This is a genomic window from Acidovorax sp., from assembly GCF_022763525.1.
Lineage (GTDB): Bacteria > Pseudomonadota > Gammaproteobacteria > Burkholderiales > Burkholderiaceae_C > Acidovorax.
The window spans coordinates 1-15130 of the sequence record NZ_JALEGG010000294.1 but is presented as its reverse complement, the minus strand read 5'-3'; the positions used below and the strand labels follow the sequence as shown (position 1 = coordinate 15130).

The window sequence follows — 15130 nt, the reverse complement described above, 5'->3', positions numbered from 1 at the left end:
CTTCGCCGCCGAACTTGGCGGACAGCACCGTGGCGATGGCTGCCGTCAGCGTCGTCTTGCCATGGTCCACGTGGCCGATCGTGCCCACGTTGACGTGAGGCTTGGTGCGCTCGAACTTTCCTTTTGCCATTTTTCCGACTCCGAAAAAAATCAATACCAATACAACAGGATCTCGGCGCAACCAGAATCGGACGCACCTGAAAGTGGTGCCCATGGCGGGAATCGGACCCGCGACCTCTCCCTTACCAAGGGAGTGCTCTACCACTGAGCCACATGGGCAACTTGACGCCACTCACGCAACGCCAAAATTTCAAACTCAAACAACCAGCACGACGAGCAATGGAGCGGGAGACGGGAATCGAACCCGCGTCATTAGCTTGGAAGGCTAGGGTTCTACCATTGAACTACTCCCGCATCGGCAACAGCCTTTGCGCGCCCAGTCCTGTTTTACACAGAACCGAACTTCACCACACCATCACAACACTCACTGGTGGAGGGGACTGGATTCGAACCAGTGTAGGCGTAAGCCAACAGATTTACAGTCTGCCCCCTTTAGCCACTCGGGCACCCCTCCGGAGAATTTCGAATTGTAGCACCAAATTTTTACAGACCCGAAGAATTTCCCGAAGACTAGAACTAACAGGAACAGCTTCGCTGGTGCGGCTGGCGGGGATCGAACCCACGACCCTTGGCTTCGGAGGCCAATACTCTATCCACTGAGCTACAGCCGCACATCTCAACTGGCGCAGCCTTGCATTATCGCACGCAACTCCTACCGCCGCGCCGCACAGGCTGCATCCAGCCGAATTCTCGCCGCCCGCGAAGACCAGGACTCATTAGGCCGCCCCTCCCCCACCAAGGGGCAACGACAGCCCCAGTCCCATCAGGAAAGCATCCGTTGCAGCCCCACCCACCCGGACGAGATCGAACTTGCCACCGCCAAGAATCCAGTTCCGAATCAACCCATCGAACAAGGCATGCAGCCCAATAGCAGCCTCCATAGCACCCAACGGCAACACAATTTTTTGACACTGTGCTGCCAGCTCGAAATCGCCCGCCAACTGCCGGGTGAAGGCCTCCGAAGCCGCCACGTGGCGATCGCGCACCCCCACGAGTTCTCCCACGTATTCCACCCGATAGAGCGCAATCTCAAACACCCTGCGGGTCCGCTCATCGGAAGCCACACTGCGCAATACCAAGCCCATCACTGCACGCAACCGCTGAACCGGGTCCGGGCAAGTGCTGGCTGCGAACTCACCAAATCCACGCTCCAAAGGCAGGGTGACGCGCTCCATCATGGCGTTGAACAGATCGACCTTGTCCTTGAAGTGCCAATAGATGGCCCCGCGCGTTGCACCCGCGGCTTGGGCAATGTCACTCAGCGAGGCACGCGAAAGCCCTTTCTCGCTAAAGACAAGCTCCGCAGCATCCAACAGCCCGTTGCGGGTAGCAATTGCATCCTCCTTGGTCCGACGCGCCATCGTGTTTCGCCTCCTTTGATTTAGTTATGACCTACCCCACACAATCCAAGCGCTAGCGAGGAAGAGGAGTAATTATACATTCATGTTTGTATGTATAATTGCACACCCAATTTGTCGGGCTTTGGCATACAGCACCTGCAGGGCCATGAGCCTGCCCCTACAACCCAACTCCTTGACGCCCATCAAAAGGATCCTCATGCCCCACCTGCGCGTTGCGTTCAAGTCCTCACCTTTTCAATCTGCCCCCCAGCGGGGCAACCTGCCCACGCTGGCGACAGTAGCCATCGCTTCCGTCCTGGCACTGGCCGGGTGCGGCAAAACCGACGGTCAACCTGCAGCGGGCGCACAACCGGCCCCCCAGGTAGAGGTGGGGGTCGTGACGGCAACACCGGGCGACGTGGGGTTGATGACCGAGCTGCCGGGGCGGGTGGAGGCCTCGCGGGTCGCCCAAGTCCGGGCGCGTGCCGCGGGCATCCTGCAGCAACGCCTCTTCAAGGAAGGTACCGACGTCAAGGCTGGGCAGCCCTTGTTCCGCATTGATGCTGCCCCCTACACTGCGGCGTTCGAAAGTGCCCGCGCCAGCCTCGCGAAGGCGCAAGCCAACCTCGCTCAGGCCAGCGCGCAGGTGGAGCGCTACCGCCCGCTCGTGGGCGCCAATGCCATCAGCAAGCAAGATTTCGTGAACGCCGAGGCCGCTGAGAAGCAGGCGCTGGCCGATGTGGCCGCGGCCAAAGCGGCGGTGCGCACTGCCGAAATCAACCTGGGCTATGCGAGCGTGACCTCGCCCATTGCCGGCCGCATCGGGCGTGCTCTGGTGACCGAAGGAGCCTTGGTGGGGCAAGGCGAAGCCACTCCGCTGGCCGTAGTCCAGCAAATCGACCCGGTGTACGTGAACTTCACGCAGTCCGCCACCGATGTGTTCCAGCTGCGTCGTGCCATGGAAAGCGGTCAGTTCAAGCGCGCTGGCAGCACAGAAGCCGCCAGCGTCAAACTGGTGCTGGGCGACGGTTCGGAATATGCGCAGCCCGGCAAGCTGCTCTTCACCGACCTTTCCGTGGACTCCACCACGGGCCAGGTCACGCTCCGTGCGGAGGTTCCCAATCCCAAGGGCGAGTTGCTGCCGGGCCTGTACGTTCGGGTGCGCATTGAACAGGCCCAGGCCAGCAATGCCATCACGCTTCCCCAGCAAGCGGTGACGCGCACCCAGCAAGGCGACACGGTCAGCGTGGTGGGTGAAGACGGCAAGGTATCGCAACGCCCCATCAAGGTCAGCGCCGCGCAGAACAACCGGTGGGTCGTGCTGGAAGGGTTGCAGGCAGGCGAGAAAGTGATGGTGGACGGCTTCCAGAAGGTGCAGATGCTCCCGCCGGGTACCCCCGTGAAGCCGGTCCCGTGGCAGGCACCTGGTGCCGCCCCCAGCGGTGCTGCGACATCGGCGCCAGCACCAACCCCAGCGCCCCCAGCATCGGCCGCCTCCGCGCCCAAGGCATAAGAGGCAGCTCGAAATGGCCAAGTTTTTCATTGACCGTCCCATCTTTGCATGGGTAATCGCGCTGTTCATCATGGTGATGGGCGGCGTGGCGATCACGCAGTTGCCCATCGCCCAATACCCCCCCGTTGCACCGCCATCCATCGTCATCAACGCGGCCTATCCCGGCGCTTCGGCGCAAACGCTGGAAGACAGCGTGCTGTCGGTGATCGAACGCGAAATGAATGGCTCGCCCGGGCTGATCTACATGGAATCCGTCGCGCAGGCCGACGGCTCCGGCAGCATCACGCTGAGCTTCCAGCCGGGCACCAATGCCGACCTCGCCCAGGTCGATGTGCAGAACCGGCTCTCGCGAGCCACGCCACGCCTGCCCTCGGCCGTGACGCAGCAAGGCGTGCGTGTGGACAAGTCGCGCTCCAACTTCCTGCTGTTCACCATGCTCTCGTCCACCAATCCGGCCACGGACACGGTGGCGCTGGGCGACTACGCATCGCGCAACGTGGTGCCCGAACTGCAGCGCCTGAAAGGCATTGGCCAGGCCCAGCTGTTCGGTACCGAGCGTGCCATGCGCATCTGGATCGACCCGGCCAAGATGGTGAGCTTCAACCTCTCGGCGGCCGAGATCACGGCCGCCATCCGCGCGCAGAACGCGCAGGTGGCCAGCGGCACCATCGGCGACCTGCCCAATGTGGCAGGCCAAGGCATCGCTGCGACGGTGGTGGTCAACGGACAGCTCTCCAGCGTGGAGCAATTCGGCAACATCGTCCTGCGCGCCAACACCGATGGCTCGACGGTCCGTATCAAGGATGTGGCGCGTGTGGAACTGGGCGGCCAGGCCTATGCCACCGCCGCACGCCTGAACGGCAAGCCCGCCGTGGGTATCGGCGTCCAGCTGTCCCCCAGTGGCAACGCCCTCGAAGCCGCCAAGGCCGTGCGCGCCAAGATGGATGAACTCTCGCGCTACTTCCCCGAAGGCATGAGCTGGAGCATTCCCTACGACAGCTCCCGCTTCGTGGACATCTCCATCACCCAGGTGGCCAAGACGCTGCTGGAAGCCGTGGCGCTGGTGTTCCTGGTGATGTTCCTGTTCCTGCAGAACTGGCGCTACACCATCATTCCGACCATCGTGGTGCCCATTGCGCTGCTGGGCACGTTCGCCACACTGCTTGCGCTGGGTTTCTCGATCAACGTGCTGACCATGTTCGGCATGGTGCTGGTGATCGGCATCGTGGTGGACGACGCCATCGTGGTGGTGGAGAACGTCGAGCGCATCATGAGCGAGGAAGGACTCTCGCCGCTCGAGGCCACGCGTAAGGCCATGCGGCAGATCTCGGGTGCCATCATCGGCGTGACGGTGGTGCTGATCTCGGTGTTCGTGCCTCTGGCGTTCTTTGCGGGCTCCACCGGCAACATCTACCGCCAGTTCTCGGCAGTGATGGTGGCATCCATCGCTTTTTCGGCCTTCATGGCGCTGTCGCTCACCCCGGCACTGTGCGCGACGCTGCTCAAGCCCGTGGAAGCCGGCCACCACCATGAAAAGCGCGGCTTTTTCGGCTGGTTCAACCGCAGCTTCTCTCGCACGGCCAAGGGATACGAAGGCTTGGTTGCGCGCATGCTTCGGCGCGCAGCACGCTACCTCGTCATCTACGCCGCCATCATCGGCGCCGTGGCGGTGGTTTACATGCGCCTGCCCACATCGTTCCTGCCCAGCGAAGACCAGGGCAACATCATCGTCAACGTGCAGTTGCCACCGGGCGCGACACAGGAACGCACCCTGGCCGTGATGGAGCAGGTGGAAAGTTTCATCCTCAAGCAACCCGAAGTGCAGAGCATGGTGGGTGTGCTGGGGTTCAGTTTCTCCGGCCAAGGACAGAACGCCGCGCTCGCCTTTGTGACACTTAAAGACTGGAGCGAGCGCCACGGCCCCGGCCAGTCGGCTCAGGACGTTGCCAACCGCGCCTTCGGCGGCCTGATGGGCATCCGAGACGCCTTCATCTTCCCGCTGAGCCCGCCCCCCATTCCTGAGCTGGGCAATGCCAGCGGCTTCACGTTCCGCCTGCAGGACCGGGGCGGCGCCGGACACGAGGCGCTGGTGAAGGCGCGCAACCAACTGCTGGGCATGGCTGCGCAAAGCAAAGTGCTGACCCAGGTACGCCCGGATGGACTGGAAGACGCACCCCAGCTGCAGATCGACATCGACCGCGACAAGGCCAATGCGCTGGGCGTGCCGTTTGAAGCCATCAACTCCGCGCTGTCCACGGCACTGGGTTCGAGCTATGTGAACGACTTCCCGAACCAGGGGCGTCTGCAGCGCGTGGTCGTGCAGGCCGACGCGCCTGCACGCATGCAACCGGACGATCTGCTCAAGATCAACGCCGCCAACAGCCAAGGCAAGCCCGTGCCGTTGTCGGCGTTTGCCACCACCCGTTGGGTGAACGGCGCACAGCAGACCGTGCGGTACAACGGCTACCCCGCCATGCGGATTTCCGGCGCCCCAGCGCCTGGGTTCAGTACGGGCGCCGCCATGGCCGAGATGGAAAAGCTCGCTGGCCAGTTGCCCGCCGGTTTTGGTTTTGAATGGACAGGCCAGTCGCGTGAAGAGAAATTGGCTGGAGCCCAGTCGCTGATTCTCTACAGCTTCGCGATCCTGGCCGTGTTCCTGTGCCTGGCCGCGCTGTATGAAAGCTGGTCGATTCCGCTGGCCGTGATTCTGGTGGTACCGCTGGGTGTGCTGGGCGTGCTGCTGGCGACCCTGCTGCGCGGCTATGCCAACGATGTGTATTTCCAGGTGGGCCTGATCACCATCATCGGCCTGTCGGCCAAGAACGCCATCCTGATCATCGAATTTGCCAAGGACCTGCAGGCTCAGGGCAAGAGCGTGATCGAGTCCGCACTGGCGGCGGCGCACTTGCGGTTCCGCCCCATCGTGATGACCTCGATGGCGTTCGGCCTGGGCGTTCTGCCTCTGGCCATCGCGTCGGGAGCGGGCTCGGCCAGCCAGCGCGCCATTGGCACCGGCGTGCTGGGCGGAATGATCACCGGAACCGCATTGGCCGTGTTTTTCGTGCCCGTGTTCTTCGTGGTGGTCCGCAGCCTGTTCAAAGGCAGCGCGCGCCAGCAGGAAATGAACCGCCGCCATGCGGAGGAAGCAGGAGTTGGAACCCATGACTAAGTACCCGCGCACTGCGACTGCCTCGCTGTTAGCCACGGCCCTTCTGGTGGGCGGCTGTTCGTTCATTCCCGCGTACGAACGCCCTGCCGCGCCCGTGCCCGCGGTTTATGCGACGAGCGCCGCCAATGGGGTGACCGGGGCAGAGGGGACGAATGCGGCCAGCCTCTCTGCTGCGGCTACGGCGGCTCCGCTGCCCTGGCACGACTACTTTGCCGAGCCCCGGCTGCGCCGGCTCATCGAGACCGCGCTGGCCAACAACCGCGACCTGCGCATCGCCGTGCTCAACATTGAGCAGGCGCGCGCCACGTTCCAGGTCCGCCGCGCCGACCTGTATCCGGGGGTGGGCCTGGCGGCCAACGCCAGCCGCGCGCCGGCAGCCAGCACCGGCGATCTGACCAATTCGTTCAGCGTCGGGCTGGCCATCTCCGCGTGGGAGATCGACTTCTTTGGGCGCATCGCCAGCCTCAAGGAACAGGCCCTGGCCCAGTACCTCGCCACCGAGGAAGGCCGCAATGCCGCGCAGGTCAGCCTGGTGGCCGCCGTGGCCAACGGGTGGCTGAACCTGCTGGCCGATGAGGAACTGCTGGAGCTTTCCCGTCAGACACTGGCCTCGCGCGAGGAATCCGTGCGCCTGACGCGAATGCGGCTGGACGCTGGCGTGGCCTCCGAGCTCGACTTCCGTCAGGCCGAATCGCTGACGCAGGGCGCGCGGGCCACACTGGCCCAGCAGCAGCGCCAGCGAGCGCTGGACGAGAACGCGCTGGCGCTGCTGCTTGGGCAGTCGCTTCCCGAAGACATCCGCGGCACGCTCGCCGGCAGCCGGCTGGCGCAGGCGCCGGTCATGACCCCCCTGCCCGCAGGCCTGCCTTCCGAACTGCTCACCCGCCGCCCGGACATCCGCCAGGCAGAGCAGCAGCTGATCGCGGCCAACGCCAATATCGGCGCGGCCCGTGCGGCGTTTTTTCCCCGCATCTCACTCACGGCGCAAGCAGGCACCGCCAGCGGCGAGCTGTCGGGCCTGTTCAAGAACGGCTCCTGGGGCTTCACGCTCGCGCCGTCGCTGCTGCTACCCATCTTTGACGCGGGCCGCAACCAAGCCAACCTGGAGGGCGCGCAAGCCAGCCGAGGCGTTGCCATTGCCCAGTACGAAAAAGCCATCCAGACGGCTTTCCGCGAGGTTTCGGACGCCTTGGCCGGCCAGGCCACACTGCAGGATCAGGCCCAGGCGCAACAGATGCAAGCGCAGGCCGAGGCGGCACGCCTGCAGCTGGCGGACCTGCGCTACCGCAACGGTGTCTCCAGCTACCTGGACCTGCTGGATGCCCAGCGCTCGCTGTTCGCGGCCCAGCAAGCCTTGGTGCAAGTGAAACTGGCCCAGCTGCAAAACCAGGTGGCGCTTTACAAGGCCCTGGGTGAAGGGGGTGGCGAGGCAGCGACCGGGCGCGCCTCCTGATCGGACCCGGCGCGTGTCCCTGGCGTGAGCCCAGGGGCACCCGGTGCGCTTGCAATCCGGCAGGTTCTTCGCTGGAGCATCAAGTCCCCGGGCGGCAAAGACCCCGCAGATATAATTTAAGGTTGATTTCACATCCATGCCCCCGATAAACCTGAGGACGTCATGAGCGCCAACCACCACGAAGAAGCCCATACCGGCCCGATCAAAACCCCCAAGCAGTTGTTGATCGCGGTACTTTTCTCGTTTGTGATTCCGGTCTTTGCCATCATTGGCTTGGTCCTGTACGTCACCTCTGCCGACAAGCCCGCTGCCGGTGCCAGCAACCCGGAGAAAGCCGTGGCCGAGCGCATCCAGAAGGTGGGCATGGTCGAGATCCGCGATGCCAACCGGCCGCTGCGCGCCGGTGAAGAGGTCTACAAGGGCCAGTGCGCCGCCTGCCACGCCACGGGCGCTGCGGGGGCTCCCAAGTTTGGGGACGCAGGTGCCTGGTCTGCCCGCATTGCCACTGGCTTTGAAGCGCTGGTGCAGTCGGCGCTGAAGGGCAAGGGGGCCATGGCTCCCCAGGGCGGCGGCGATTTCAACGACACCGAGATTGCGCGTGCAGTGGCCCACATGGCCAATGCAGCAGGCGCCAAGTTTGCAGAACCTGCGGCACCCGCTGCAGCCAGCGCAGCCGCCGCCGCCCCGGCCGCGGCACCAGCGCCTGCGGCTGCTCCTGCCCCGGCGGCCGAAGCAGCACCTGCGGCGCCCACCGCTGCCGCAGCACCCGCAGTGGCCGCTGCCGGCGCCGGCGAGGCCCTGTACAAGCAAGCGTGCCAAGTGTGCCATGCTGCAGGCGTGGCAGGAGCCCCCAAGTTTGGCGACAAGGCAGCGTGGTCCGCACGCCTGCCAGCGGGCATGGATGCGCTTTTCAACAGCGTGGCCAAGGGCAAGGGCGCCATGCCTCCCCGGGGCGGCGCAGCCCAGGCATCGGATGCGGATCTGCGCGCTGCGGTCGAATTCATGACCGCCGCTGCCAAGTAAGCTCCAATCTCGCGGGACCCGCGGCATCGCTCCGCCTGGTACTGCTCCGCCAAAAGCCGGCCTGTGGGCCGGTTTTTTTATGGGCGGTGGCCGGCAGACAGGTCGCCGTTTCGTGCTGCTGACCGCCCCTCGTCCTGCGCCCGCTGATGGGGGCTCACAACGAAGCCGTAGCGCTGCGGCAACTCGGCGGCGACCACTTCACGGGGCATCCAACGCCCTGCTTCCAACGCTTCGGCGGCCAAGGGGACATCCAATGTGTGCAGCAGGCCGATTCCGAGCGCCGACGTGAGGTAGACGCGACCTTCGGCGTCCACCAGGCATTCCTGCACCGCCACACTGCGCCCGGTGTGCGAGACGGCGGACCCATCCGCCTGAAGGCGCCAGACCCAAGGTGTGGCTTCCAGTTCCACATACACCCGCTGCGGCCCGTTCTGAAAGAACCACCGCCCCTGGGCGTCGGCCTCGTAGTTGCGAGCGATGAAACCGATCAGCTTTTCGTGCTGCAGCAGCGAACCCTTGCTGTGCGGGAAGGGCCCGGCGCGCTGCACCTCGTCGTCACGCAGGTACCAATGGCCCCGCGCATCCAGGCCGAGCCAGCCGTAGCAGTCGGGCACATTGGGCCACTTGGCGATGGCCTGCTTGACGATGTCATCCATGCGGCGATTGTGCGCCTGCAGCGGCGATTGCCCCCACCTGCTCCGCCAGCCACCCTCCCACGGCGTCGGGCATGGCGCGCACATGGCCCGGGGGCCGGCCATGGGCAAAGCCGACATGCCCTCCGTGGGCGGGTTGCCACAGGGTGACGTATCGGTTGCCGACTTCGTGGGACCGGGGGAGGCTGGCGGCCGGCACGAACGGATCGTTGCGCGCATTGACGACCAGCGCCGGGATGCGGATGCGGTGCAGCACCGGCTTGGCAGAAGCCCTCTGCCAGTAATCCTCGGTGTCGCGAAACCCGTGCAGCGGCGCTGTGAACACGTTGTCGAACGCATACAGGTCCCGCGCGGCCAGCAGGGCGTGGCGGTCAAACAGCCCCGGGTGCTGCGCCAGCTTGCCAAGCGCCTTGGGCACCAGGGTGCGCATGAACATGCGGGTATAGATCTGCCGGTTGAAGCCACGCCCAATGGCATGCCCGCCGGCGGCGAGGTCAATGGGCGAGCACACGGCGGCCACGGCATCCGCGTCGCGTGCGGCCAGCTCGCCCACTTCGCCCGCCCAGCGCAGGAGGGCGTTTCCACCCAGCGAAACACCCGCCGCCACCAACGGCCCCGGATGCGACGCGCGCAGGCGTTGCAGCATCCAACCGATCTCCGCGTGGTCGCCCGAATGGTAGGCGCGGGGCGCACGGTTGATCTCGCCGCTGCAGCCACGGAAATGGGGCAAGGCGCAGGCCCAGCCTTGCTCGCGCGCCCAATCGGCAAACGCCTCGCAGTAATGGCTGCGCGATGAACCCTCCAGCCCATGGAAGACCACCAGCAGCGGCCGTTGCGCTGCGGGCGGCAGGGGTGCGTCGTCTTCCAGAAAATCCACATCCACAAAATCGCCGTCGGGTGTGTCCCAACGCTCCCGGCGGTACCGGGGCCGAGGGCCGAACACGCGGCGGGAAGCCAGAGCTGGCCAGATCGTCTGGAGCTGCCCCCCGGGCAACCACCGTGGCGCTACATATTTCATAGCTGTTTGCGCTTGCCTATCAAGCGCCAGAGGCAAAAATATGCCCCAACAAGAAATCCCTGGCCAGTCATCAGTGCAGCACAGGCCGCTGCGCAGGGGCCGTCGACGCATCGGGGGCGCCGCCGGGGCTCGCGTGGTGTGCCACCAGGCGCCAGCCCTCCGGGGTCTTGTGGTAAACGTTGGTGGCCAGCACCACGGCCTGGTGCAACCCATCGGGCAGCATCACCTCCACTTGCTCCACCACACTGTGCACGGCGCTGGTGAGCGCCACCACGCGATGGACCTGCATGGGCCGTGCACGCACGGTGCCGTGCGAAAACATGGCCTCGAACGCGGCGCGGATGGCCCCGGCGCCCAGCAGCCGGGGACCGCCGGGATGCACACAGACGATGTCGTCGTCCTCCGCCCAGCAAGCCATCAGCAGTTCGATGTCGCCGCGCTGCAAGGCGTCGTAGAACGCGGCCTCGGTTTCGTCCGAGGACCCGCCGAGGTTGGCGGCGCTGGAGCTTGAACGGGGCATGGTGGGCGAGGGATGGAATGTCGGGATTCAAAAGAGGCGGCATGCCGGCCATGCGGCCCGCATGGCGACGCCCGCTATTGTGCGGCGATTGTGAGGCCATCCCCAAAGTCGTGCCGCGCGTGCGGAAAGTGAGGCCGGGTGCGCCACTTGTTGCAGAATCTGGCGCACCAAGGCCCGCCGCACTCCGGGGCGGGTCCCTTCTGTTTTGCAATCCACCTGGCGTACCCATCATGATCCGACGAATTCTTGCTCTCCTGGCCGTCGCGCTCACACTGACCGGCTGCGGCTACAACGACTTCCAACGGCTGGACGAGCAGTCCAAGGCCGCGTGGAGCGAGGTTCTCAACCAGTACCAGCGCCGGGCGGACCTGGTGCCCAACATCGTCGCCACCGTGAAGGGCGAGGCAGACTTTGAGCAGGAAACGCTTACCCGCGTAGTCGAGGCGCGGGCCAAGGCCACGGCGATCCAGGTCACGCCCGAGACGCTGAACAACCCCGAGGCATTCAACAAGTTCCAGCAGGCGCAGGGCGAGCTGTCGGGCGCGCTGTCGCGGCTGATGGCGGTTTCCGAACGCTACCCCACGCTGCAGGCCAACCAGGGTTTCCGCGACCTGCGCGTGACGCTGGAGGGCACGGAGAACCGCATCACCGTCGCGCGCAACCGCTACATCCAGACCGTGCAGGAGTACAACGTGCTCGCGCGCAGCTTCCCCACCAACCTGACCGCCATGGCGTTCAGCTACGCCCCCAAGCCCAGCTTCACCGTGGCGAATGAGGCCCAGATCTCCACGCCGCCCACGGTGGATTTCTCTGCCTCCAAGCCCCGTCCTTGACCGCCTGGCGGCCGCTCCCACGTCAAAGGAAAACATGCCTCTTGCGCTGATCCATCAAGCGCTGGCAGCTATTTTATTGATAGCATTTGCCTTGCCGTGGGCGCGTGCCGACGGCGGTGTGCTGCCGATCCCCCCGCTCACCGGCCTCGTCATCGACCAGACCGGCACCCTTTCCGCGCCCGACAAGGCGGCACTTGAAGCACAACTCCAATCCCTGGAACGCACGCGAGGCGCTCAGGTCGTGGTGCTGATGGTGCCCACGACCGCTCCCGAGGACATTGCCGCCTTCGCCAACCGCGTCGGCAACGCCTGGAAGATCGGCCGGCGCGACGTGGGAGACGGGGTGCTCGTGATCGTCGCCAAGAACGACCGCAAGATGCGCATTGAGGTGGCCAAGGCACTGGAAGGCGCCGTGCCCGACATCGCGGCGGCGCGCATCATCGACGAGACCATGAAGCCGCGCTTCCGGCAAGGCGACTTTGCAGGGGGACTGAGCGCGGCCGTCACGCAACTCTCGGCGCGGATTGCCGGTGAGGCATTGCCCGCTCCGGACTCCACCAGCACCTCCCAGAACGCCGGCTCCGACAGCCAGGAAGGTTTCGATTGGACGGATCTCGCCGTCTTCCTCTTCTTCGGCGTGATTGTGGCCGGGCCCGTGGTGCGAGGCATTTTTGGCGCCGGCCTGGGCGGCCTTCTGATGGGCGGCGGGGTGGGGTTTCTCGCGTTCGCGGTCACCTCCAGTGTGCTGGTGGCGGGCGGTGCCGGTTTGGCCGCCCTGCTCTACACCTGGATCATCAGCGGCTCCACCGCCCGCAGCGGCTACTCCCGAGCCGGCCGGGGCGGCGGCGCGTCGGGGGGCTGGGGAACCGGCGGCGGCTGGGGCGGCGGCAGCAGCGGCAGTGGTGGCGGCGGATTCAGCTCCGGCGGCGGCGGAGATTTTGGCGGCGGTGGCGCCTCCGGAGACTGGTGACCATGGACCCAAGCGCAGCAACGAAGGGATCTCTTTGGGGCCTGCCGGCCGCACTCTGGCGGCTGGCTCGCCACCGTTGGCAAGAATCACGAACGCGGCGCGCGTTGCCAGACGACGCCCTGCTGCGCCTGGGCGCACGGGTGGCCGCCAGCGAGCAGCTGCACACGGGCCAGATCCGCATCGTGGCCGAAAGCGCCCTGCCCTGGAGCTACCTTCGCCGCCAGGCCAGCGCACGCGAGCGCGCCATCATGCTCTTCAGCAAGTACCGGGTGTGGGACACCGAGCACAACAATGGCGTGCTCATCTACCTGTTGATGCCCGAACACGCTATCGAGATCGTGGCCGACCGGGGCCTTGCCCGGCGCGTGGCCCCGGACGAATGGCGCGACGTGATTGCGCTCATGGCCACCCATTTCCGCCGCTTCGACTATGAAGAAGGTGTAGCGCAAGCCATCGAGGCCGTCTCTTCCCGGCTGGTCAGGCACTTTCCGCGCACCGCCGACACCGCCCCAGGCAACGAGCTGCCTGACGCGCCGGTGCTTCACTGAGGCGCCTCCAGCGCTCTGACCGCGGCACTCCCGCATCGAGCTTCGGACGGCCTTGCGCCGTTCACGAAGCTCAGCCCCTCCGCACTGTGCACTTGGGGGAACCACCTCCCTCAGGAGGAGTTCCTTTCGCGCCATTGTCCCAAAATGACAGCAGGGTTTTCGCTGATCTAGCCCGATTCCCGACGCTGACAAGCCGCCCCACCGGTCGAGTTCCCCGATTATTGTTTCCAATACTGGAACAGTTAGTTTGCGACTGCATGGTTTTTCTTCGACTCCGGGGCGCGTACAGTTCATCCCATCGATGAGCCGAACCCGCAAGGCGACTCACCGAACCCGGTCAAAAGCGATGGTGCCTTTGCCCGGTTTTTCTGAGACGCTTTTTTTCCCGAAGGATTGACATCATGAACACCACCGCCCGTTTCCTCTCCATCGCCGCTGTTGCCGCTTTCGCTTCTTTTGGCGCCCACGCCGACGAAGCCGATGGTTCGCAATTTGCCACCCAGTTCGAAACCAACCGCACCCGCGCTGAAGTGCAGGCTGAAGCAGCCACCGTGGCCACTACCCGCAGCATCGAACCCCTGGGTTCCCGCGTGGTGACCTACAAGTCCACCGCCGACCGTGCCGCTGTGCGTGCCGAAGCTGCCCGTGCTCTGCGCGCTGGCGAAATCCTTCCCGGTGAACGCGGCTGATCCTTGCCGACGCCAGACCACCGACCGTTTTCACCAGTAGGCCCCGTACCTATCCATTTCTGAACTCCACCGGAGTGACACCATGAACAAGGCTGCACGCTTCCTCTCCATCGCCGCTCTGGCCGCTTTCGCTTCTTTTGGCGCACAAGCCGATGAGGCTGACAGCTCGCAATTCGCACTGAAGTTCGACACGACCCGCACCCGTGCTGAAGTGGCGAGCGAAGCCGCCACCGTGGCACAGGCCCGCAGCATCGAACCGGCTGGCTCGCGCGTCGTGACCTACAAGTCCACCGCAGACCGCGCAGCGGTACGTGCGCAGACCATCGAAGCTTTGCGTGCTGGCCAAATCCCTTCGGGCGAGTTCAGCGCGATGTGATCGCAAACTGGTTGCCACCGCATGGCGGCAGCCATGCCAAGCAACGGCACAGGCCGGCGCCCTATCACGGGGCGCCGGCCTTTGTTTTGGCCATGACGCCGCCTAACACTCCCCCATCACGGTAAGAGCGGGGCGGCCATGAGGGCTGCCCACCTGAACCTCGCTGTTCAAGCTTCGCGTGGCAAGGGGCTGCGCGCCAGCATGGTCGTTGGAGACGCGGTTCCGCCGGATTCACTGCGCCATCCTTGCAGCCTTTTGTGCGTACCCCCTCCTTGCGTCGTTCATTGGGCCGCATCGCAAGGGATGTCACCGCGCTGTGCTCCCTGCGCTCACGGGCATAAAAAAACCCGGCCAAGCCGGGTTTTTTGGATAGATGCAGATACCGAAGTATCGGAATCACTTCTTCTGGCGGAACTTGCGAAGCGCAGCAATCTGCGCCGCCATGACCGCCAGTTCGGACTGGGCCTTGGCCAGATCGATGTCGCTCTTGGCGTTCTTGAGGGCTTCCTCGGCCGCTGCCTTGGCCGCATTGGCCTTCTCGTCGTCCAGATCCTTGCCGCGGATGGCGGTATCCGACAGGACGGTGACGCAGTTGGGCTGCACTTCCAGAATGCCACCGGCCACGAAGACAAACTCTTCGCCGCCATCGGCCATTTCGATGCGCACCGAGCCCGGCTTGATACGGGTGATCAGCGGGGTGTGGCGGGGGTAGATGCCCAATTCGCCCGCTTCGCCTGGAAGCGCCACGAAACGCGCTTCACCGGAGAAGATGGACTCTTCGGCACTGACCACATCAACGTGGATGGTGTTCATCATTGCTCCTCGGAAAAGGGGGATGGGTTGCTTGACTGCAGGGGACGGCTGGGCGGCGCGGGCCGCTCAGCCACCGGGCAATCAGGCCACCT

15 protein-coding genes and 4 tRNA genes are annotated in these 15130 nt (G+C 65.0%); 9 read left to right on the top strand and 10 right to left on the bottom strand.

Annotated elements, in window-relative coordinates:
* From MRY84_RS22495 to MRY84_RS22470, 6 genes are all read right to left on the bottom strand, one after another.
* On the bottom strand, window positions 1-130 hold a 130-nt coding region (locus tag MRY84_RS22495), incomplete at its 3' end, for a GTP-binding protein (protein WP_291507894.1).
* A 74-nt stretch (window positions 131-204) separates the two neighbouring features.
* Window positions 205-279, bottom strand: a tRNA-Thr gene (locus MRY84_RS22490).
* A 61-nt stretch (window positions 280-340) separates the two neighbouring features.
* Window positions 341-414: transfer RNA gene (locus tag MRY84_RS22485), tRNA-Gly, on the bottom strand.
* A gap of 74 nt (window positions 415-488) precedes the next feature.
* Window positions 489-574: transfer RNA gene (locus MRY84_RS22480), tRNA-Tyr, on the bottom strand.
* An 81-nt stretch (window positions 575-655) separates the two neighbouring features.
* Window positions 656-731, bottom strand: a tRNA-Arg gene (locus MRY84_RS22475).
* Between the two features lie 105 nt (window positions 732-836).
* The gene (locus MRY84_RS22470; RefSeq protein WP_291507892.1) at window positions 837-1481 is read right to left on the bottom strand and encodes a TetR family transcriptional regulator; all 645 of its coding nucleotides are present in this window, start codon (window positions 1479-1481) and stop codon (window positions 837-839) included.
* Window positions 1482-1677: 196 nt separating this feature from the next.
* On the opposite strand from MRY84_RS22470, the gene MRY84_RS22465 reads away from it, so the two are divergent.
* The 4 genes from MRY84_RS22465 (at window position 1678) to MRY84_RS22450 (ending at window position 8618) form a co-directional block, all read left to right on the top strand.
* Complete coding sequence (locus MRY84_RS22465) at window positions 1678-2973, top strand: efflux RND transporter periplasmic adaptor subunit (RefSeq protein WP_291507891.1); 1296 nt, start codon at window positions 1678-1680, stop codon at window positions 2971-2973.
* Between the two features lie 13 nt (window positions 2974-2986).
* Complete coding sequence (locus tag MRY84_RS22460) at window positions 2987-6142, top strand: efflux RND transporter permease subunit (RefSeq protein ID WP_291507890.1); 3156 nt, start codon at window positions 2987-2989, stop codon at window positions 6140-6142.
* Complete coding sequence (locus tag MRY84_RS22455) at window positions 6135-7595, top strand: efflux transporter outer membrane subunit (RefSeq protein WP_291507889.1); 1461 nt, start codon at window positions 6135-6137, stop codon at window positions 7593-7595. Before MRY84_RS22460 ends, MRY84_RS22455 begins: the two co-directional genes overlap by 8 nt.
* 162 nt (window positions 7596-7757) lie before the next feature.
* Window positions 7758-8618 carry a c-type cytochrome gene (locus MRY84_RS22450; RefSeq protein WP_291507888.1) on the top strand — a complete coding sequence of 287 codons (861 nt, stop codon included), beginning with the start codon at window positions 7758-7760 and terminating at the stop codon, window positions 8616-8618.
* A gap of 77 nt (window positions 8619-8695) precedes the next feature.
* Here MRY84_RS22450 and MRY84_RS22445 read toward each other — a convergent pair whose 3' ends face one another.
* From MRY84_RS22445 to MRY84_RS22435, 3 genes are all read right to left on the bottom strand, one after another.
* Window positions 8696-9274, bottom strand: coding sequence for a DUF2946 family protein (locus tag MRY84_RS22445; protein ID WP_291507887.1), 579 nt, complete (start codon window positions 9272-9274; stop codon window positions 8696-8698).
* A complete protein-coding gene (locus MRY84_RS22440; RefSeq protein ID WP_291507886.1) occupies window positions 9267-10289 on the bottom strand; it encodes an alpha/beta fold hydrolase in 1023 nt (340 codons plus the stop codon). The genes MRY84_RS22445 and MRY84_RS22440 overlap by 8 nt, the downstream gene beginning before the upstream one ends.
* A gap of 70 nt (window positions 10290-10359) precedes the next feature.
* On the bottom strand, window positions 10360-10809 hold the full coding sequence (locus tag MRY84_RS22435; RefSeq protein WP_291507885.1) for a nuclear transport factor 2 family protein: 450 nt from the start codon (window positions 10807-10809) through the stop codon (window positions 10360-10362).
* Between the two features lie 233 nt (window positions 10810-11042).
* On the opposite strand from MRY84_RS22435, the gene MRY84_RS22430 reads away from it, so the two are divergent.
* The 5 genes from MRY84_RS22430 to MRY84_RS22410 all read left to right on the top strand — a co-directional run bounded on the left by MRY84_RS22430 (window position 11043) and on the right by MRY84_RS22410 (window position 14225).
* On the top strand, window positions 11043-11642 hold the full coding sequence (locus MRY84_RS22430) for a LemA family protein (protein ID WP_291507893.1): 600 nt from the start codon (window positions 11043-11045) through the stop codon (window positions 11640-11642).
* A gap of 34 nt (window positions 11643-11676) precedes the next feature.
* Window positions 11677-12612 carry a TPM domain-containing protein gene (locus tag MRY84_RS22425; RefSeq protein ID WP_291507884.1) on the top strand — a complete coding sequence of 312 codons (936 nt, stop codon included), beginning with the start codon at window positions 11677-11679 and terminating at the stop codon, window positions 12610-12612.
* 2 nt (window positions 12613-12614) lie between these two features.
* On the top strand, window positions 12615-13160 hold the full coding sequence (locus MRY84_RS22420) for a TPM domain-containing protein (protein ID WP_291507883.1): 546 nt from the start codon (window positions 12615-12617) through the stop codon (window positions 13158-13160).
* 401 nt (window positions 13161-13561) lie between these two features.
* Entirely contained in the window at window positions 13562-13849 is a 288-nt protein-coding gene (locus MRY84_RS22415; RefSeq protein ID WP_291507882.1) for a DUF4148 domain-containing protein, read from the top strand.
* 82 nt (window positions 13850-13931) lie between these two features.
* The gene (locus tag MRY84_RS22410; protein WP_291507881.1) at window positions 13932-14225 is read left to right on the top strand and encodes a DUF4148 domain-containing protein; all 294 of its coding nucleotides are present in this window, start codon (window positions 13932-13934) and stop codon (window positions 14223-14225) included.
* A gap of 396 nt (window positions 14226-14621) precedes the next feature.
* On the opposite strand, the gene MRY84_RS22405 is transcribed toward MRY84_RS22410, so the two are convergent.
* A complete protein-coding gene (locus MRY84_RS22405) occupies window positions 14622-15038 on the bottom strand; it encodes a F0F1 ATP synthase subunit epsilon (RefSeq protein WP_142149068.1) in 417 nt (138 codons plus the stop codon).
* Window positions 15039-15130 lie beyond the last annotated feature (92 nt).